14 protein-coding genes, 1 pseudogene and 1 riboswitch are annotated in these 20,588 nt (G+C 59.8%); of the genes and pseudogenes, 7 read left to right on the forward strand and 8 right to left on the reverse strand.

Translation table 11 applies throughout. The features are described 5' to 3' along the window. The first annotated feature begins 4 nt into the window (after positions 1-4). The 3 genes and pseudogenes from JQR87_RS01920 (at position 5) to JQR87_RS01930 (ending at position 5,906) form a co-directional block, all read left to right on the forward strand. Positions 5-3,136: an efflux RND transporter permease subunit gene (locus JQR87_RS01920; RefSeq protein WP_407293141.1), complete on the forward strand. Its 3,132-nt coding sequence runs from the start codon at positions 5-7 to the stop codon at positions 3,134-3,136. Next, entirely contained in the window at positions 3,133-4,563 is a 1,431-nt protein-coding gene (gene adeC / locus JQR87_RS01925; protein ID WP_407293138.1) for an AdeC/AdeK/OprM family multidrug efflux complex outer membrane factor, read from the forward strand. Before JQR87_RS01920 ends, adeC begins: the two co-directional genes overlap by 4 nt. A 124-nt stretch (positions 4,564-4,687) precedes the next feature. After that, positions 4,688-5,906 (forward strand): annotated as a pseudogene (locus JQR87_RS01930) (IS3 family transposase). Between the two features lie 57 nt (positions 5,907-5,963). Here the strand turns inward: JQR87_RS01930 and JQR87_RS01935 are convergent. From JQR87_RS01935 to JQR87_RS01950, 4 genes are all read right to left on the reverse strand, one after another. Further along, complete coding sequence (locus JQR87_RS01935) at positions 5,964-7,781, reverse strand: DEAD/DEAH box helicase (RefSeq protein ID WP_407293135.1); 1,818 nt, start codon at positions 7,779-7,781, stop codon at positions 5,964-5,966. 235 nt (positions 7,782-8,016) lie between these two features. Then, positions 8,017-8,868, reverse strand: coding sequence for a methylenetetrahydrofolate reductase [NAD(P)H] (metF, locus tag JQR87_RS01940; protein ID WP_407293133.1), 852 nt, complete (start codon positions 8,866-8,868; stop codon positions 8,017-8,019). 79 nt (positions 8,869-8,947) lie between these two features. After that, complete coding sequence (ahcY, locus tag JQR87_RS01945; RefSeq protein ID WP_407293131.1) at positions 8,948-10,357, reverse strand: adenosylhomocysteinase; 1,410 nt, start codon at positions 10,355-10,357, stop codon at positions 8,948-8,950. Positions 10,358-10,380: 23 nt separating this feature from the next. After that, positions 10,381-10,532, reverse strand: a riboswitch (S-adenosyl-L-homocysteine riboswitch). A 93-nt stretch (positions 10,533-10,625) separates the two neighbouring features. After that, complete coding sequence (locus tag JQR87_RS01950; RefSeq protein ID WP_407293128.1) at positions 10,626-11,879, reverse strand: cation:proton antiporter; 1,254 nt, start codon at positions 11,877-11,879, stop codon at positions 10,626-10,628. A gap of 194 nt (positions 11,880-12,073) precedes the next feature. On the opposite strand from JQR87_RS01950, the gene JQR87_RS01955 reads away from it, so the two are divergent. Beyond that, a complete protein-coding gene (locus JQR87_RS01955) occupies positions 12,074-12,508 on the forward strand; it encodes a hypothetical protein (RefSeq protein ID WP_407293125.1) in 435 nt (144 codons plus the stop codon). Positions 12,509-12,580: 72 nt separating this feature from the next. Then, complete coding sequence (locus JQR87_RS01960) at positions 12,581-13,030, forward strand: c-type cytochrome (RefSeq protein ID WP_407293122.1); 450 nt, start codon at positions 12,581-12,583, stop codon at positions 13,028-13,030. An 18-nt stretch (positions 13,031-13,048) separates the two neighbouring features. Here the strand turns inward: JQR87_RS01960 and JQR87_RS01965 are convergent, their stop codons facing one another. Together JQR87_RS01965 and ligB are read right to left on the reverse strand one after the other, a co-directional pair. Then, the gene (locus tag JQR87_RS01965) at positions 13,049-13,429 is read right to left on the reverse strand and encodes a DUF1090 family protein (protein ID WP_407293120.1); all 381 of its coding nucleotides are present in this window, start codon (positions 13,427-13,429) and stop codon (positions 13,049-13,051) included. Between the two features lie 59 nt (positions 13,430-13,488). Continuing rightward, positions 13,489-15,159 carry an NAD-dependent DNA ligase LigB gene (gene ligB / locus JQR87_RS01970; protein WP_407293118.1) on the reverse strand — a complete coding sequence of 557 codons (1,671 nt, stop codon included), beginning with the start codon at positions 15,157-15,159 and terminating at the stop codon, positions 13,489-13,491. A gap of 337 nt (positions 15,160-15,496) precedes the next feature. On the opposite strand from ligB, the gene JQR87_RS01975 reads away from it, so the two are divergent. Further along, positions 15,497-16,426, forward strand: coding sequence for an ABC transporter ATP-binding protein (locus JQR87_RS01975; RefSeq protein WP_407293115.1), 930 nt, complete (start codon positions 15,497-15,499; stop codon positions 16,424-16,426). Next, complete coding sequence (locus JQR87_RS01980) at positions 16,423-17,184, forward strand: ABC transporter permease (protein WP_407293112.1); 762 nt, start codon at positions 16,423-16,425, stop codon at positions 17,182-17,184. Before JQR87_RS01975 ends, JQR87_RS01980 begins: the two co-directional genes overlap by 4 nt. A 35-nt stretch (positions 17,185-17,219) precedes the next feature. Here the strand turns inward: JQR87_RS01980 and JQR87_RS01985 are convergent, their stop codons facing one another. After that, entirely contained in the window at positions 17,220-19,358 is a 2,139-nt protein-coding gene (locus JQR87_RS01985; RefSeq protein WP_407293110.1) for an amylo-alpha-1,6-glucosidase, read from the reverse strand. Then, entirely contained in the window at positions 19,355-20,419 is a 1,065-nt protein-coding gene (locus JQR87_RS01990) for a glycosyltransferase family 4 protein (RefSeq protein WP_407293108.1), read from the reverse strand. The genes JQR87_RS01985 and JQR87_RS01990 overlap by 4 nt, the downstream gene beginning before the upstream one ends. Between the last annotated feature and the right edge of the window lie 169 nt (positions 20,420-20,588).

The raw sequence follows: 20,588 nt of genomic DNA on the forward strand, positions 1-20,588 counted from the left end.
AGACATGTCCAAGTTTTTCATCGACCGGCCGATCTTCGCCTGGGTGATCGCCCTGGTGCTGATGCTTGCCGGAGCGCTGGCAGTCCTCAACCTGCCGGTCAATCAATATCCGAGCATTGCACCACCGAACGTATCGATCTCGGTCAATTATCCGGGCGCTTCGGCGCGAACTGTCCAGGACACCGTCGTCCAGGTCATCGAGCAGCAGCTCAATGGCCTCGATGGGCTGCGCTACATCTCATCGGAAAGCAACTCCGATGGCAGCATGACGATCAACGTGACCTTCGAACAGGGCACCAACCCTGACATCGCGCAGGTACAGGTACAGAACAAGCTACAGTTGGCCACGCCCCTGCTGCCGCAGGCGGTCCAGCAGCAAGGTATACGCGTGTCGAAATCGGCACGTAACTTCCTGATGGTCGTGGCACTGGTGTCCAAGGATGGTCAGCAGACCAACTATGACCTGGCCAACTACATTGTGGCCAACGTTCAGGATCCGATCTCGCGTACGCCGGGCGTCGGAGACTTCCAGGTATTCGGTGCTCAGTACGCGATGCGTATCTGGCTCGACCCGGCGAAGTTGCAGCAGTACCAGCTCACTGCTGTAGACGTGCGGTCAGCGATACAGGAGCAAAACGTTCAGGTCTCGTCCGGACAGCTCGGCGGCCTACCGGCGGTTGAAACCCAGCAGCTCAACGCCACGATCATTGGCAAGACCCGGCTGGAAACGCCCGAGCAGTTTGAAAAGATCTTACTGAAGGTCAATGCTGATGGGTCACAGGTGCGCCTGCGCGACGTGGCCAGGGTTGAGCTCGGGGCTGAAAGCTATGCGATTCGCGCCGAGTACAACGGCCGGCCGGCCGCGGGCCTGGGGATACGTCTTGCCGCAGGCGGCAACGCACTCGATACGGCAAAAGCGGTGCGCGCAACCATTTCTGAGCTGGAGCCGTTTTTCCCGCCAGGCGTCGAGGTGGTATATCCCTACGACACGACTCCGGTCATCTCGGCCTCTATCGAAGGTGTAGTCCACACGCTGATCGAAGCCTTCGTGCTGGTGTTCCTGGTGATGTTCCTGTTCCTGCAGAATCTGCGGGCCACGTTGATCCCGACGCTGGCTGTGCCGGTGGTCATCCTTGGCACCTTCGCGGTCCTGCTGACGTTCGGGTACAGCATCAACACGCTCACCATGTTCGCCATGATTCTGGCGATCGGTCTGCTCGTAGACGATGCCATCGTAGTGGTGGAAAACGTCGAGCGGGTGATGCGCGAGGAGGGCCTCTCAGCGCGGGAGGCCACTCGCAAGTCGATGGGGCAGATCCAGAGTGCACTGGTGGGAATCGGCGTGGTGCTTTCCGCCGTACTGTTGCCGATGGCGTTCTTTGGCGGCTCTACCGGAGTGATTTACCGTCAGTTCTCCATCACCATCGTCTCGGCCATGGTGCTTTCGGTGCTGGTCGCGCTGATTTTCACGCCGGCGCTGTGCGCGACCATCCTCAAGCCGCATAGCGGTGATCACGAGGGTAAGCGTGGCTTCTTCGGCTGGTTCAACCGCACCTTCGAACGCGGCACCCTGCGCTACGAGCGTGGCGTTGCTGCCGTGCTGCGGCACAAGGCGCCCTACCTGCTGATGTACTTGCTCATCGTCGGGATCATGATCTGGATGTTCACCCGTATCCCAACCGCGTTCCTTCCCGAGGAAGATCAGGGTGTGCTGTTCGCCCAGGTGCAGACGCCTGCCGGTTCGACCGCGAGTCGCACCCAGGAGGTTGTTGAACAGATGCGGGATTATCTGCTGACCGAGGAAAGCGAGACGGTCAATTCGGTATTCACCATCACCGGTTTTAACTTCGCAGGCCGCGGCCAGAGTTCAGGTATGGCCTTCATCATGCTCAAACCATGGGAAGAGCGCACTGAGCCTGGGCAGGGCGTTTTTGACCTGGCTGAGCGCGCCCAGGGCTATTTCTTCAGCCTTCGCGACGCCATGGTGTTCGCCTTCGCGCCGCCAGCGGTGATGGAGTTGGGCAACGCCACCGGTTTCGACGTGTACCTGCAGGACCAGGCCGGGCTTGGTCATGAGGCGCTGACCAAGGCGCGAGATCAATTCATGCAGCTTGCGTCCGAGGACCCGACGCTCACCGGTGTTCGCTTCAACGGGATGCGCGACGAACCGCAGTATCGCTTGATCATCGACGACGAGAAAGCGCGGGCGCATCAGGTGTCCCTGGCGGCAATCAACGACTCACTGTCCATTGCCTGGGGCTCGAGCTACGTCAATGACTTCATTGATCGGGGTCGGGTCAAGCGGGTCTACATGCAGGGCGAACCCACCTCGCGGATGAACCCGGAAGACCTTGGCAAGTGGTATGTGCGCAACGCGGCTGGGGAGATGGTGCCGTTTACCGCCTTCGCCACCGGTGAATGGACGTATGGGCCGCCAAAGCTGACTCGCTTCAATGGTGTACCTGCGATGGAGATTCTGGGTGCGGCCGCACCGGGTTATAGCTCCGGCGAGGCGATGGCCGCAGTCGAGCGAATCGCCGAGCAGTTGCCAGCGGGCATCGGTTATTCATGGACCGGCCAGTCCTATGAGGAGCGGTTGTCCGGATCGCAGGCGCCAGCACTTTATGCGCTATCGCTTCTGGTGGTATTTCTCGCACTTGCGGCGCTGTATGAGAGCTGGTCGGTTCCGCTCTCGGTCATGCTCGTCGTGCCGCTGGGCATTGTCGGTGCGCTGGCATTCACCATGGGCCGCGGTTTGTCGAACGACGTCTTCTTTCAGGTCGGGCTGCTGACGACCGTAGGCTTGTCGGCGCGTAACGCAATCTTGATCGTCGAGTTCGCCAAGACCTTGCATGAACAGGGCATGACGCTGACCGCAGCCGCGATCGAGGCCTGTCGTATTCGTTTGCGTCCTATCATCATGACGTCCTTGGCGTTCATGCTTGGCGTGCTTCCGCTGGCAATTTCCAGCGGGGCGGGCGCCGGCAGTAAGCATGCAATCGGTACCGGTGTGATCGGCGGCATGCTCAGCGCCATGGTATTGGCGATTTTCTGGGTACCGCTGTTCTATGTCGTGGTGTCTTCGCTGGGTAAGCGCAAGAAGACCGGCTACGAGCAAAACGGAGAGGCGCAATGAACAAGTCAATACTGAGCCTGGCACTATTGGCGGTGCTGAGCGGTTGCTCGTTAATGCCTGATTATCAGCGCCCGGAAGCGCCGACGCCCTCCAGCTGGCCTCAGGGTGAGGCTTACACAGGCTCGATCAGCGCGGCGAAAGGGCAGCCGATGGAAATGGACTGGCAGACCTTCTTCAGGGACCCCGCGCTGCGTGAGTTGATACGCGTGGCCCTGGAAAACAACCGCGATCTGCGGGTGGCGGCGCTGAATGTCGATGCTTATCGGGCGCTCTATCGCGTGCAGCGGGCTGATGTGCTGCCGTTGGTAAGCGCTGACGCCGGCGGCAATCGTACGCGGACCCCTGGCGATCTGAACCAGACCGGGGAAGGCGCCATCAGCAGTCAGTACAGTGCTACGCTCGGCGTCTCTTGGGAACTGGACCTCTTTGGGCGATTGGGCAGTCTTCGTGAGCAGGCCCTGCAACAGTATTTCGCCACGGAGGCGGCGCAGCGCAGCACGCGGATCAGTCTGATCGCCAGTGTGGCCAATGCCTGGCTGACGTTGCAGGCCGACCAGGCCCTGTTGCAGGTCAGTCGCGAGACACTCAAGGCTTATGAGGAAAGCCTTTCACTGACCCAGCTCAGCTTCGATGTGGGCGTCGCGACCGCCTTGGAATTGAGCCAGGCGCGCAGCGCCGTGGACACCGCCCGCGTTGGTATCGAGCGCTACACACGACAGGTCGCTCAGGACCGGAACGCGCTGACGCTGCTGCTCGGACAGAATATTCCGATCGACTTGCCGGTCGAAGGTCGGCTGGAGCGTGACTTGCTGGCAGCAGTGCCGGTGGGGTTACCGTCCGATCTACTCTACAAGCGCCCCGACATCATTCAGGCCGAGTATCAGCTTCTTGCGGCCAATGCCAACATTGGCGCGGCTAGGGCGGCGTTTTTCCCGCGTATCAGCCTCACCGGCGCTGTGGGTACGGCAAGCAGCGAACTCTCCGGTTTGTTCGGCAGTGGCTCCGGCTATTGGAGCTTCGCGCCAAGCATCAGCGTGCCGATCTTCAATGCTGGGCAGCTGCGGGCGAACCTCGACTATGCCGAGATCAGCCGTAACATCCAGGTGGCCCAATATGAAGCGGCCATACAAACCGCTTTCCGGGAAGTAGCCGATGGGCTGGCTGCCCAGGCCACCTACGTTAGGCAAGTACAGGCTCAGCGGGATCTGCTGGAGACCAGCGAGAACTACTATCGCCTCGCCGAGCGGCGTTACCGCACCGGCGTCGACAGCTACCTGACGTTACTGGATGCACAGCGGCAGCTATTCGAAGTGCAACAGCAATTCATCAATGATCGACTGTCGCAGATGATCAGCGAGGTGGAACTGTTCAAGGCGCTTGGCGGCGGGTGGGACGAGCAGGCTCAGCCGTTGCCGAGTGAGGGCTAATACTCCGCTCCATGCTCGGTTAGGCTCCGAGCCAATAAAAAGCCGCCCTCGGGCGGCTTTTTATTGTGTTGTGTCCCGTCCTAAATAAGGTTTGCACCTTCTGCCTGCGAATTTGGAGAGTTCGATGGAGCAAGGTGTTAAGCGTACACAGCGTGATTATTCGCTGACCTTTAAATTGGCGGTGGTTGATCAGGTCGAAAAAGGCGAGCTGACCTACAAACAGGCTCAGCAGCGCTACGGCATTCAGGGCCGATCCACCTTTTTGGTATGGTTGCGTAAGCATGGTCGGCAGGATTGGAGCCAGGGGGCATCCATTCGAGCCGACAGGAGCCAAGCCGTGACCGATCCCAAAGACCTTACGCCTGAGCAACGTATCAAGGAGCTGGAGCAACAACTTCAGTTCACGAGTCAGAAGGCCCAGTTTTTCGAAGCCGTGGTCGATGTGCTGGAGAAGGATTACGGCGTCTCGATCGTAAAAAAGCGACCCGGCAAGTCCTCTCGCAAGAACAAATCCAAGGGCTGACCATCGTCAGGGCTTGCCAGTTTCTACCCATCAGTCGTCAGGCTTCTACAAGCGCAACCGTGTTGCTGATGAGCGTCATAGACAGGATGAACAGGTCGCGCAATATGTTCAGCGCATAAGGCTGCGCCAAGCGCGGATCGGTACGCGCAAGCTGCATTATCTTCTGCGCAGCCAGGCCAATGATCGCTTGAAAGTGGGGCGTGATCGGCTGTTCAAGATCCTGGCAGAGCGCCGGTTATTGATCCAGCCCAAGCGTGCCTATCACAAGACCACCCAGAGTTTTCATCGCTTTTATCGGCACCCAAACCTGCTCAAATCAGGGCCTGATCAGGTCAAGGCGAAAGCGCCCAACCACGTGTGGGTAGCGGATATCACATACCTGCCAGGTCGAAACGGCCCTCTGTATCTGAGCTTGGTCACTGATGCCTACTCACGAAAAATCGTCGGCTATCACGTCCATGAGGGCTTGCAAGCAGAATCAGTCGCGGTCGCGTTCCGGCAGGCATTGAAAGAGCGGCAGGGTAATCATGCACTCGTCCATCACTCCGACCGAGGAATACAGTATTGCTCGGCTCTCTACCAGGCGCTGCACAAGCGCCATGGTGTCCAGTGTTCGATGACAGATGGATACGACTGCTATCAGAACGCGCTTGCGGAGCGGGTGAACGGAGTTCTGAAGAACGAATTACTGTTAGCGAGTCCCGATGACCTGATACAGGCCCGATCGATGGTCAGCGAGGCCATCAGGATCTACAACACAGAGCGACCGCATATGGCCCTGAAATACAAAACGCCCGATGCAGTGCATCGAGCGTTCTAGATAACGCAAATCTAGGCGAAACAGGTGTAAACCTATTTCAGGACTAGACATTGCCTATTAGCGATTTCGGGTCAGCAACGCCGGTTTCTCACCCTTCGGTCGGCTGGGAAGCTGTTCGAGCTGTTCGATGGTCGGCAAGCGGTCGATCTTCGATTCCTTGTGGATGATCACTGGCTGCCTTTCCTTCGGCTTCTCAGCAACATCCCGACGAGCACCGCCGTGGTCTCCGTCGATCCGCCGACCTTCGTTCTTGCGGCGAGGCTGCCCACCACGAGCTGGCTGGCCCTGGCGTTTGCCTTTGCCCTGATTTGCCGCCGCGCCGCCGCTATTGCGTGGACCAGCCGCGGCCCTTGGTTGGCCGCCTGGTTGCGTCGGCGCGCCGGGACGACGACCACGTCCCTGCTTGTTCTGATAGGGGCTGACGTAATCGACCCGGTTACCGAAGTTGTCTAAGTCATCGTCGAGGAACACTTCCGGATCGCGATCGCTTGGCAGGCGAGGAGGCCGACTGACCGGTGCAGCGGCCGTCTGCTCTGCCGCCCCCTGTGCAGGACGCCCATTGCGCGGCTTGTTACGACCGCGACGGTTGCGATCACCTGCCTTCGGCTCGCCGCCTGCCGCTTCGGTGGTCTTGGCGGCGCGTTGTCCACGAGGTTTACGCTCACCATTTCGTGCCGGGCGCGGTTGGCGTGGCTCACGAACTTCCGGCTTTTCTGCTTCGATGGTGCTGGCGTCGAAGCCCAGCAAGTCTCCGTCTGGAATCTTCTGCTTGGTCATGCGTTCGATGCCCTTGAGCAGCTTCTCCTCGTCCGGCGCTACCAGCGAAATCGCTTCGCCACTTCGACCGGCCCGACCTGTACGACCGATACGGTGAACGTAGTCTTCCTCGACATTGGGCAGCTCGAAGTTGACCACGTGTGGCAGCTGATCGATGTCCAGGCCGCGCGCTGCGATGTCGGTCGCGACAAGAATACGTACGGCATTCGCCTTGAAGTCTGCGAGTGCTTTGGTGCGTGCGTTCTGGCTCTTGTTGCCGTGAATCGCCACAGCGGGCAAGCCATGCTTGTCGAGGTATTCGGCCAGGCGGTTAGCGCCGTGCTTGGTGCGGGTAAAGACCAGCACCTGTTCCCATGCGCCCTGTGTAATCAGGTGGGCCAACAAGGCACGCTTGTGCGAGGCTGGAAGACGGAAGACGCGCTGCTCAATGCGCTCGACCGTAGTGTTTGGCGGCGTGACCTCGATGCGCTCCGGCTCATGCAGGAGCTTGCCCGCAAGATCGGTAATGTCTTTGGAAAAGGTCGCCGAGAACAGTAGGTTCTGGCGCTTGGTCGGCAGCTTGGCCAGGACCTTTTTGACGTCATGGATGAAACCCATGTCGAGCATGCGGTCGGCTTCGTCGAGAACCAGGATTTCCACGTGGGAGAGATCGACGGCTTTCTGGTTGGCCAGATCCAGCAGACGGCCAGGGCAGGCGACCAGTACATCGAGGCCCTTGGCTATCGCCTGGACCTGTGGGTTCATACCGACGCCGCCGAAAATCACTGCACTTTTCAGTGGCAGGTCGCGGGCGTACAGCTTGAAGCTATCGTGAACCTGGGCGGCTAGCTCGCGCGTCGGCGTCAGCACCAGGACGCGCGGTTGGCGAGCACCGTGACGGTTTTCGCGGTCGGGGTGGCCGCCCGGGAACAGAATTTCCAGTACGGGGAGGGCAAAGCCACCGGTCTTTCCGGTTCCCGTCTGTGCAGCGACCATCAGGTCGCGTCCTTGCAACACGGCGGGAATGGCCCGCTGTTGCACCGGTGTGGGCTGGGTGTAACCGGCAGCCTCGACGGCACCGGCCAAAGCCTCGGAGAGACCGAGGGAAGCAAAGGACATGAGTAATCCTGTCGTGTATAGGGCGATGCCCTGGGATGGTCATGCCTGGCTCGAATCGCGACTGGCGTGCGATCCCGTCCGGTCCTGCCGCATCTCGACGATGACGACATCCGGGCGTAAGCCTGGCGGAAGCGCGGAGTATAACAGAGCCTGTTGACACCGCATTGGTAGGACAGTGTGGCAGTTCGCAGGTTCATTAGCCAGCTCCCTGTTTTCTCAGGGAGCCGGATAAGGTTCAGCGGGCTAGTTTGAGGTTGTCCCAGATTGCCAGGCTGGGTTCGGCCTGGTTGAGGGTATAGAAGTGCAGGCCTGGCGCGCCGCCGGCGAGCAGCTTCTCGCACATCTCGGTGATTACCTGCGTGCCGAACGCCTGGATGCTGTCCATGTCATCGCTGTAGGCCTCCAGCTGTTTACGCACCCAGCGAGGAATCTCCGCCCCGCAGGCGTCGGAGAAGCGCGCCAGCTTGCTGTAGTTGGTGATTGGCATGATGCCCGGCACGATTGGCGTCTGGACACCCAGCTTGCGCACGCGCTCGACGAAGTAGAAGTAGCAGTCGGCGTTGAAGAAGTACTGGGTGATGGCGCTGTCTGCGCCGGCCTTGGCCTTGCGCACGAAGTTGGCCAGGTCATCCTCGAAGCTGCGCGCCTGCGGATGCATTTCCGGATAGGCAGCAATTTCGATGTGGAAATGGTCGCCGGTTTCGGTGCGAATGAATTCAACCAGCTCATTGGCATAGCGCAGCTCACCGCTGGCCATCCCCATGCCTGACGGCAGGTCACCGCGCAGGGCGACGATGCGCTTGATGCCGGCGTCCTTGTAAAGATTGAGCAGCTCGCGCAGTTCCTGCTTGCTGTCCCCCACACAGGACAGGTGCGGTGCGGTCGGCACCTTCACTTCGCCGTCGAGCTGCAGCACGGTATTGAGCGTGCGATCACGCGTCGAGCCGCCGGCACCGTAGGTGCAGGAGAAGAAATCCGGTTTGTATTCGGCCAGGCGCCTGGCGGTGGCCAGAAGCTTTTCATGCCCGGCCTCGGTTTTGGTTGGAAAAAACTCGAAGCTGAAGCTATGGCTACGTGTTTGTGACATGACAATTCCTTTCGGCAATCAGCCACACCGCGCTCCGGACGAATAACTCGCCCGAAGTGCTGATGTGTTCTGGCCTCGATTAGTAGCGGTAGCTATCCGGCTTGAACGGCCCTTCGACTTCCACGCCGATGTACTCGGCCTGGCTCTGGGTCAGGCGGGTAATGACACCGCCGAAGCCCTTGACCATTTCGGCAGCGACTTCCTCGTCGAGCTTCTTCGGCAGCACCATCACGGTGACGTTCTTGGTCTTTTCTGCGACCGGCAGGTCAGCGAACTTCTCGTTGAACAGGTGGATCTGCGCCAGCACCTGGTTGGCGAACGAGCCGTCCATGATCCGGCTCGGGTGACCGGTGGCATTGCCCAGGTTCACCAGGCGGCCTTCGGCCAGCAGAATCAGATAGTCATCGTTCTGCGCATCGAAGCTGCCCGGCCCGGTACGGTGGATCTTGTGCACCTGTGGTTTGACCTCTTCCCATGCCCAGTTCTTGCGCATGAAGGCGGTGTCGATCTCGTTGTCGAAGTGCCCGATGTTACACACCACAGCCCGCTTCTTGAGGCCCTTCAGCATGCCGGCGTCGCAGACGTTGGCATTGCCGGTGGTGGTGACGATCAGGTCGATCTTGCCCAGCAGCGCAGTGTCGATGCACGCGTCGGTGCCGTCGTTGAGGCCGTCTTTGTAGGGAGAGACCAGTTCGAAGCCGTCCATGCAGGCCTGCATGGCGCAGATGGGGTCGACTTCCGATACCTTGACGATCATGCCTTCCTGGCGCAGCGATTGCGCCGAACCCTTGCCCACGTCGCCGTAGCCGATAACCAGTGCCTGCTTGCCGGACAGCAGGTGGTCGGTGGCGCGTTTGATGGCATCGTTGAGGCTGTGACGGCAGCCGTACTTGTTGTCGTTCTTGCTCTTGGTGACCGAGTCGTTGACGTTGATCGCCGGGATCTTCAGGGTGCCTTTCTTCAGCATGTCCTGCAGGCGATGCACGCCAGTGGTGGTCTCTTCGGTCACGCCGTGCACGCGCTCGAGCACTTGCGGATACTTGTCATGCAGGATCTGGGTCAGGTCGCCACCATCGTCGAGGATCATATTGGCGTCCCACGGCTGGCCATCCTTGAGGATGGTCTGCTCGATGCACCACTCGTACTCCTGCTCGGTTTCGCCTTTCCAGGCGAACACTGGGATGCCGGCAGCCGCGATGGCTGCAGCGGCCTGATCCTGCGTGGAGAAGATGTTGCAACTGGACCAGCGTACTTCAGCGCCGAGCGCGGTCAGCGTCTCGATCAGTACGGCTGTCTGGATAGTCATGTGGATGCAGCCAAGGATCTTCGCGCCTTTAAGCGGCTGCTCGCCAGCATACTTGTGGCGCAGACCCATCAGAGCAGGCATTTCCGATTCAGCGATGATGATTTCGCGACGACCCCAGTCGGCCAGGGAAATGTCGGCGACCTTGAAATCGTTAAAACCTGCAGGCGTCATGACAGCGCTCATTGAAGAGTTCTCCATTCGTTTTATGCGAATGGGCGCCGTTGATGCGTATGGTTAACGCCCTACCCGAGCCTGACAGGTCCAACCTGATTCAGATCTGCTACGGCGCGACAGATTGAGCCGCGTGGCTTGCGAGATCGAACACAGGCTTTCCCCTGCTGCAGCGCCCCTCGGACAGGTGGCGGGCACGGCCGAACAGTGTCGGCGGTGTAAAGCCTGGCGATTATAGCTTCGACCGCGCGCAATCCCAAGCTCGGCGGTGCGCTCTTCGTCATTGACTGCTGGCACTAGCGCGGGTACAGATCTGGCGGACAAGTCGTCCTATTGTCAAACCCTGGACCAGAATCGAGAACAGCACGATGAGATAGGTGATGTTCAGCAGGAGGTTGCGCTCCTCACTGGCAGGCAGCGCCAATACCAGCGCGACGGAGATTCCGCCGCGCAGTCCGCCCCAGGTCAGGATGCGCACCGTGCCGTTGGGCAGCGCTCGTCCCAACTTACGCAGCAGGAAGGCTGCCGGACCGACCGCCACCAGGCGCGTGCCGAGAATGAGCAGCGTCACGCACAGCGCAATCAGCAGGTATTGCGCGTTGAATGGCAACAGCACCAGCTCCATGCCGATCAGCACGAAGAGCACCGCGTTGAGTATCTCGTCGAGCAATTCCCAGAAATTATCGAGGTTTTTTCGGGTGTGGTCCGACATGGCATGCCGGCGACCCTGGTTACCAATGATCAGTCCAGCCACTACCATGGCTATCGGGCCGGACACGTGCAGGTGCGTGGCCAGGGTATAGCCGCCGAGAACCAGGGCCAGGGTCAACAAGACTTCAACCTGATATTGGTCGATGCTCTTGAGCAGGGCAAAGGTCAGTGCTCCCAGGAGAGCACCGAGCAGAATTCCGCCTCCGGCTTCTTCGAAAAACAACCAGATAGCCTCGCCGGCGCCGGGTGCTTCCCCGCGCGCCAGCACACCCAGAAGCACCGTGAACACGACGACCGCGACGCCGTCGTTGAACAGCGATTCGCCGACGATGGTGGTTTCCAGCGCCTGTGGGGCGCCCGCTGAGCGCATGATACCGAGCACTGCGATCGGATCCGTCGGTGAGATCAACGCGCCAAACAACAGGCAGTAGATCAACGGCGGCTGCAGCCCGAAAAGATCCAGAATCCACCAACTGCCGAATCCGATCACGGCGGTCGAGAACAGCACCCCGACGGTGGCCAGCAGGCCGATGGCCCAGCGTCGAGCACGCAGGTCTGCCAAATTGATATGCAGCGCACCTGCAAACAGCAGAAAGGAGAGCATGCCGTCCATTAACAGGTGATTGAAATCGATTTGCCCGACTAACGCCTCGATCTGCTCCTCCAACACCGGCAGGCCCAACATCGTCAGACCGTGCAGCATCACGGAAAAAACCAGTGCAGTGGCCATCACGCCAATGGTGGGCGGCAAGCCGATGAAGCGGTAGTTCAGATAGGCGAGCAGCGCTGTGAGGCTGATGAAAATGGCCGATAGTTCGAGCATGAGGTCCTCAGGTCAGCGTTTCGGGGCGGGTGCAGAGTGGACTCGGTGATGACGTGATTGGTGCCAGGCGATTCGTGCACTAAGGCGCGATTCCGAGGAGCCGCCACCCATTGCGAACTCCATCCGCGACCGGGCGGTCGAACGTTAATGTTCGGTGAACTTCGCCGGGCGTATGTCCCTCAGGAGCCGCCACTATGAGCCTCTTGCTTCGTTCCGTTCTACTTGCCGCTGCCGCGTTGCTCAGTCTGCCGGCGACCGCCAATTCCTGCTATGTGAGTGCTGAAACGTCCGGCTCGGTGCCCCCACCGGTGGTGACGGAGAAGTGTTTCCGCTACGAGGGCATGGAAGATAACGAGATCGACTGGGTGTGCCGGGATAACGAAGCCGTAAAGAACTCCCGTCGAAAAATAGTGGAGAGCTGTCCGGCCGGCCATTTCGGCACCTGCGTAGCAGCCCTGACGCCCGAAACGCTGGCCAACGAGCGTGCCACCGGAAGCCAGGCGGCCAGCACGCCGGTACCCACGACGGTGCCCGAGCAGGCTCGCATCGTTACCTTCTACTACAAGGCCACCGATCACGCCCAGGCGAAAATCGACTGCGAAAGCGGGGGCGGTGAATGGTCGCAGTAGTGGGGTGAGGTTTGGTGAATCGGTTGGCAGCCGCCATAATCGACGACCATTGTATTTTCGAGTGGTCGAATCATGAAGCTGTTGCCGTTGAGTGTGTCGTTGATTGCCTTGCTGACGTTGTTGGTTGGCTGTGATCGAATCGATCCGAACTCTCCGCTCGGCAAGCGCAAGGCCATCTACCAAGAGATGCTCGACGTCAAAGAAGATCTGGGCGGCATGCTACGTGGTCGGCTGGAGTTCGACGCCGAACGCTTCACTGAGGGCGCGTCGAAGCTGGATCAGTTGTCCCGCCAGCCTTGGCAGCACTATCCGGAGGTCAAGGAAGCGCAAAGCGATGCGCGCGATGATGTCTGGCAGCAGCAGGAACGGTTCAACAAGATGGCCCGCGACCTTGAAGCCAGAACGGCCGCGCTGGTTGCCGCGACCACGCAAAAACCCGTAACGACTGACAGCGTCATGCCGGCTTTCCAGCAAGTCGAGGACGCGTGCGAAGCCTGCCACAAGGAATTTCGTGCGTATTGATGCCTGACGGTGTTGACCCTAGCGCTTGGCCGCGTCCAGCTGCTTTCGCGCTTGATCCAGGCGTCGTTTGCTTATTTCTATCACCTGTGGGTCACCGGTTCCCAGTGCTTCGCGCAGCTGCGCTTCACGCACGGTAGCCAAGCGAGTAGCTTGCTCGATCTCATCATGATTGGCCTGCAGCGGAACTACACCGCTGCAGCGCTCAGTGAGACTCTGTAGCTGAGCCTCCAACGCGGCGCGTTGGCTGCTGTCGCCCTTCAGGCGGGCCTCTTTGATCAGCTGGCTGATGTGTTCGCGTGCTTTGCTGCATGCGGCCTCGGACTCGGGAGCGCCAATTGCGAACGGAGCAACGCTAAGGCTCATCAACGTCAGAGCGAGAATGTTTCGCCGGCCGGCCATCGCTGTGTTCCTTTCTTGTTCTTGATGTCGTATGACTGGACCCTTACGACGAAGTGCCGTCAGAACCCCGCTATCCCCGCTTCGCGCAATTGCTGACCAAGCCGAGCTACCTCTGGGGAGGCGAAGAACGCTCGAAGTTGTCGGGCGCGTTTTGCACCGATTCCGGGCTTGGCTTGCCATTGCCCCAGGGTGGTCTCTGCGAGATCGTCCCAATCAACGGCGAGGGCAGCCCCACTGCTTGGCGGCATACCGAGCGCTTGCAGCCACAGCGCGAACGGGCGCTCGCGGGCTAGCTGGAAACTTGCAGCCAATGTCGTGGCGCTGGCTTCGCCGATACCTGGCAGCTCTTGCAAGCGACGCTGGTCGAATTGCAGCCAATCGAGCAGGCTGACGATCCGGCCGGACTCGACCAATGCCCGCCATGTTCCTGGGCCGAGCTGGGGCAGATCCAGTCCCTTCTTCCCGCTGAGCCAGGCGAGGCGTGCCACGAATTGCTGCTCGCAGCCGGGGCTGGCCTGCCAACAGCTTAAGGTGTGATAGCGCCGAGGATCAGGTGCGTCGACTTGCTGGCGAAGCGGCGAGCGCCATATCACTCCATCGAAGCGGGGAATGGTCAGGCCGGCGAGCGCGAGCGCGACCTGGTCACCGGGCCGAATGTCTTCCGCTTCCCAGCGCTCCAGTGATCCTAAACTGACGCGGCTGATGCGACGGTCATCGAGCTGAACCGGCTCGAGAACCAGCACCGGTGTGATCTTGCCGCTGCGGCCGATGCTGAACTGCACATCGCGGACATGAGCGACAGCCGTACGTAGCGGGTATTTCCAGGCAATTGCCCAGTGTGGCGGCTGGGCTTGCCAGCGAGAGGCGTCTGGTCGCCTGCCCTGGCGCAGCACTACACCGTCACTGGCGAACGGCAGCGGATTACGATACCAGTGGTCGCGCCAGTCCTGGGCCTGTTCGGCGGTCTGTAACCGTTGGGTCAGCTTGACGCTCAGCTCAAAGCCCATCGCGCCGAGACCGTCGAGGCGAGCCTGCATCTCAGCCGGGCCGTTTGGCCAATCCCAGATGAACAGGCCGATTCGTTTCGCGGTGGCGTCGTCCAGTGTCTGCCGTGCCATCGCACCAGCCACGTTTGCGCGCGCGCCGACGCTGCCAGCGTCGGCCTGAATATGATTGTCCAGTCGCCAAAATAATTCGCCCTGCAGGATGATCTCATCTGTTGCGGGCAGGCGAGACGGGATGCCAGGCAGCTCCCGTGCTGTAGCGGTCCAGTCCTGACCGTGGCTGCCATTGCCGCGGCTGACTGCCTGAACCAATGCGCCGTGACGGTAGAGCAGGGTAACCGCGACGCCGTCAACCTTGGGCTGCACCCACACGTCCGTCCTAGGCTCAAGCCAACTTCTGACGTCCTCCAGAGAACCGAGTTTGGCGAGCCCGGTCTGGACGATGGGATGGGCCACGGGGCCGCCACTGCTGGCAAGTGGATCGGATGTCGTGCGAGTGGCGGCGCTAAAACAGGCTTGCCATTGTTCCAAACGCTGCCGCGTCTGGTCGTAGACCTCGTCATCGACCAGCGACTGACCGCTTCGGTGGTAAGCGTCATCCCAACGCGCTACCTGAGCGGCAAGCGTTTCGATTTCCGTGGCAGCGCGGCCGTCAGGCCAGTCGGGGCAGCCGGCAAAGGTCAACGTAGATAGGACACAAAGCGTTAACGCAGATAGCGCTTTCATCGGAGCTTCCTTGCTCAATCGGGTTATTCATTGTGCCTGTCGACAACAGGCGCGACCGTGCTTCAGCGCATGTGGGCAGCTACGAATCGCCAGGATCCATGTGCCCCTTGCTATCGGTCACTGGCAGTTGCAGTGAACCAACGCCACTGGAAACGGCCACAAACCCAACTGGCACGGCCCTGTTTTGCTTGGCGATCTCGCCGGTCAGCGCGCCATGTGCCGATTGCTTCAGGCCCACGCGACCAGGGGAAACTCGGGCGAGCGCTAATCATGAGGAAGCTAAGCGTCATGCTTTTTCTTTACAATTGGCTGCCATCCCATGCGGAGTGACCCGTCTGTGCAACCTGTGATCTCCATTGAACACCTCACCAAGACCTACGCTTCGGGACATCCGGCGCTCAAGCAGATTGATCTGCAGATCAATAAAGGTGAGATTTTCGCGCTGCTCGGGCCCAACGGGGCGGGCAAGACCACATTGATCAGTATTATTTGCGGCATCGTCAATCCGGGCGGTGGTCGCGTGCTGGTCGATGGTCACGACATCATCGGTGACTACCGCGCTGCGCGCTCGAAGATCGGGCTGGTGCCGCAGGAGCTGTTCAACGAAGGCTTCGAGAGCGTCTGGGCAACGGTGCGTTTTTCTCGCGGCCTGTTCGGCAAGGCGCCCAACGACGCCTACCTCGAGCAGCTGTTGCGCGACCTCTCGCTCTGGGACAAGAAAAGCGCGCGAATCATTGAACTGTCCGGCGGCATGAAGCGCCGTGTGATGATCGCTAAAGCGCTGTCTCACGAGCCGACCATCCTCTTCCTTGACGAACCCACCGCAGGCGTCGATGTCGAGCTGCGCCGCGATATGTGGGAGATGGTTCGCCGCCTGCGTGAGCGTGGCGTCACCATCATCCTCACCACGCACTACATCGAGGAAGCCGAGGAGATGGCTGATCGCATCGGCGTGATCAGTAAGGGCGAAATCATCCTGGTCGAAGACAAGGCTGCGCTCATGCGCAAACTCGGCAAGAAGCAACTGACACTGCATCTGCAGCGCCCGTTGCAGGCCATTCCGACAGAACTCGCAGATTATCCATTGGAGCTCGGCGACGGGGGCAATCAGCTGGTGTTTACCTTCGATGCCCAGCACGACGACACGGGGATCGCCGATCTGCTCAAACGACTTGCCGCACACGGCATCGACTTCAAGGACCTGCAGTCGAGCCAGAGTTCGCTGGAAGAAATTTTCGTCAGTTTGGTAAAAGGCAGCCGTACATGAACTTCTATGCAATCCGCGCCATCTACCTGTTCGAACTGGCCCGCACCTGGCGCACCCTGCTGCAAAGCATCGCGACGCCGGTCATCTCCACTTCGTTGTATTTCGTCGTCTTCGGCTCGGCCATCGGCTCGCGGATGGAGGCGATGCACGGCATTCCCTATGGCGCGTTCATCATTCCCGGTCTGATCATGATGGCGCTGCTCACCGAGAGCATTTCGAATGCATCGTTCGGCATCTACATGCCGCGCTATTCCGGGACGATCTATGAGGTGCTGTCGGCACCCGTGTCGTATTTCGAGATCGTCATCGGTTACGTCGGTGCCGCTGCAACCAAATCACTGGTGCTCGGCGTCGTGATACTGCTGACGGCTCGATTGTTCGTCGACTACGAGATTCAACATCCCCTGATGATGACGCTGTTCCTCGTGCTTACCGCTGTGACCTTCTGTCTGTTCGGTTTCATCATCGGGATATGGGCTGACGGTTGGGAAAAACTGCAGATCGTCCCGTCGCTGATCGTCATGCCTTTAGCCTTTCTCGGCGGCAGCTTCTATTCCATCGAGATGCTGCCGTCGTTCTGGCAGAACGTCACGTTGTTCAACCCGGTGGTCTACCTGATCAGCGGGTTTCGCTGGAGCTTTTACGGCGTTTCCGACGTCAACGTCGGCATCAGTCTGGCCATGACGCTGGGCTTCCTGGCGCTGTGTCTGGTGCTTGTCGGGTGGATCTTCAAGACGGGGTATCGGTTGAAGAACTGAGCTACATTAAGCCCCGCCATGTGACGGGGCTTGCTTCAGAGGTGGATTTCGACGGTGACAGGTTTTGGCCCATGCTGCGCTTCGACGAGTGCCACTACCCGTCGGTCTAGGCGTTTGAAAGCCAGATCGACTCGCTGCTCGCCTATAGCCAGCTGTTGCACCTGCAAGCTGTCGATACCGGCTGGCAGGCGCGGCTCTTTGATGATGATTCGCTGTCGATGCGCATCGATTTCCAAACCAAGGCAAGCCTGCAGCAGCATGAACACCGACCCTGCGGCCCAGGCCTGTGGTAGGCATGCGACGGGGTAGGAAATGGGAGGCTCGCCTGGGCTGCGCTCGAAGCCACAGAAGAGTTCTGGCAGGCGCATGCCGAAGTGGACGGTGGCCTCGAACATAGCTTCGAGCACACGTACAACCCCCTCACGTTCTCCGTAACGCGCCAAGCCCGCTGCGCACAAAGCGACATCGTGTGGCCAGACCGAGCCATTGTGATACGACATGGGGTTGAAGCGTGCCGCCTCGGACGCCAATGTCCGCACACCCCACCCGGAGTTAAACGCTCGGCTTAGCAGTTGCTTGCCCAGGGCACGCCCGCGCGAGCGTTCTGCCAGACCACAATAGAGTAAGTGCGCTGCGTTGGAGGTTCGTACACGACAAGACTCGCCTGCGCCATCAAGCGCCAGCGCATAGAACTGCATATCGTCTTGCCAGAAGTGAGTCTCCACGGCCGCGCGCACACGCTCTGCACAGGCACGCCAATGGGCGGCTTGTTCGACGTTGCCGCGCCAGGCGGCCATTTCCGACATGCTCATAAATGCGCGATAGGCATATCCCTGTACTTCAACAAGGGCAATGGGCCCGTCGGGGGTGCGTCCGTCGGCATGAAATACCGAGTCGTGGCTGTCCTTCCAGCCTTGATTCAGCAATCCACTGGCCTCGCCTCTGGCATAGCCGAGAAGGCCTTGAGAATGCGTACTGATGTTCTGTTCAATCCAGCCAGTGGCTGATTCTAGCGACGGCCAGATCGACTCGATAAAGCTCCGATCGCCGCTGCGCCGGGCATAAGCTCCCGCGAGAAGAATGAACAAGGGCGTGGTATCGACTCCGCCGTAATAGCGACTGAACGGCAATTCATTCAGCGCGGACATTTCTCCCTTGCGGGTTTCATGCATGATCTTCCCGGGTTCCGAGTCGCGGAAGCTTGAGGTTGCCTTGGCTTGGTGAGTGGCTAGGTAGGCCAGTACGCCGCGGGCAAGCGAAGGGTCCAGCCAGAGCGTTTGCAGCGCCGTGAATATTGCATCGCGCCCGAACGGCGTAGAAAACCAGGGAATGCCCGCATAAGGATAAGGGCCTGTGGGCAGGTCCGTGATGAGCAGAGCCAGATCGGCCCGCGATTTGTCTAGCCAACTTTGAAACAGGCGGCCGGAACTGCGCACTCGAGCCCCGCGCTGCCGACGCTGGCGCATGCTCCTGCGAGCTTGAGCAGCGGCCGTCCGGAAACGAGCCTGGCCAGGCTCGGCGGTTTCGGCGCCTACTTCGAGATACAGCGACCACTGCTCACCGGCTGCGAGGTCAACGATGAATTCGGCACAGCCGTCATCGAGGCGCGCCGGGGCAGCTGAAAAGCTCAGTGCGCTACAGCGCAGCTGGTTGTCCAGGCCCGCATAGCGCAGCACTACATGGCGCTCGTCCAGCTGTGACTCGTACCGCTCGCCTCGTTGAGCCCGCGTCTGCCCACGAACTTCGAACATGTCATAGAAATCTGCCGCAAACCCCAGCGACAAGGGCAGCCGCGCCGGCTGGTCGCTGTAGTTGATCAGGTTCAATCGCTCATAAAGGCGATCCGAATGTATAAAACGTTTACGTTCGACGTGAATCACCCCCTCGGGGGTGCCGCCTTCATCCATGGTTGGCAACGGTCGATTGCTCAGGTGAGCCGTGAAATAGACATTGTCCTGGCTGACCGCGGCTGAAAGCAACGCAAGTGGCTCATCGCGCATCCGCAAACATAACTTGGAAATAATTCGGGTGTCATTGCGAAACAGACCATCACCGTTGCCTGACACGTCGCCGGACGCGTCGGCTACGAGAAAGCAGTCGCCATCCTTGAGCACGTAAAGCGCGCGCGTGTTGCTCGGCTGTTGGGTCTCATGGGGGGTATTCATGGTCGTCATGCCAATTTCATCAAGGGTTGATCGGGGCCGGTGTCGCCTAGTAGCTGCCAGTACAGCTCCTGATATCGACGCGCCATGGAATGCGAAGAAAAGCGCTGTTCGAAGACTTCGCGTACTTTGGCGCGGTCAATCGAATCCAATTGGTCAATCGCATCCACCGCAGCCAGCTCGCTTTCCACGATGAAACCGCTGACGCCGTGCTCTATCACTTCCGGAACGGAGCCGCAGCGCCAGGCAACGACAGGCGTGCCGCAGCCCATAGCCTCGATCATGACTAGGCCGAAGGGCTCAGGCCAGTCGATTGGAAATAGCAGCGCGCGCGCCTGCCCTAGAAATTCGGATTTATCCGCGTCACCGATCTCCCCAATAAATTCAACCAACGGGTGATCAAGCAGTGGGCGTATTTCCTGCTCAAAATATTTGCGGTCGGCCTGATCGACTTTTGCGGCGATCTTCAGTGGCACTCCAGCGCGGCGCGCTATGGCTATGGCACGATCAGGTCGCTTTTCAGGCGATATGCGGCCGAGGAATGCCAGATAGCCGCCATCGGCTTGTGGGCTGAAGCGGTAGTTCGAAGCATTCAGGCCGTGATGAATAGTGCCGTACCAATTGGCAAATGCGAGAGGGCTGCGTTGGTGATGCGAGATCGAGACCAACGGGAAACGATGCCAGCGCCGGTAAACGTCCGGCAGGTCAATAAGGTCGAGGCGGCCGTGCAGTGTGGTCAGGGTCCGCTCGGCGATGTCTTCGAAGAAAGGGAAGTGCAGCAGGTCGACATGAAAATGGAGGACGTCAAACTCATGGGCGCAGGCTCTTACCTCGTCCATCAGGCGCAGGTGGCTTGCAAGGTCCGACTTCAAGGGGGCCGGGTCCAAGCGTAGAGCCCGGTTGCGTGCAGGTATCAGGTTGGCGGAGGTGGACGCGTCCGCCGCGGCAAATAACGTGACCTCGTGGCCGAGGTCCACCAGCGCATCGGTAAGGTGTGCCACTACCCGCTCAGTACCGCCATATAGCTGGGGAGGGACGGCTTCGTAGAGAGGGGCTATCTGCGCAATCTTCATCAATGGTCTCCTTGATCAGGGATGAATAAAGCGAGTGCTGATTCGCAAACTCCAAGTCGTAAATTCGAGGTATGGAATAGGGACGCCATAGGGCTTTTCAAGCGCAACCCTACAAGCCGTTCGTCGGTCAGGTGAATGATGTGGCAAATGGCATGAAAAAAGCCCCGCA

The sequence above is a fragment of the Stutzerimonas stutzeri genome, from assembly GCF_051028275.1.
In the GTDB taxonomy this organism is placed as follows: Bacteria; Pseudomonadota; Gammaproteobacteria; order Pseudomonadales; family Pseudomonadaceae; genus Stutzerimonas; species Stutzerimonas stutzeri_AS.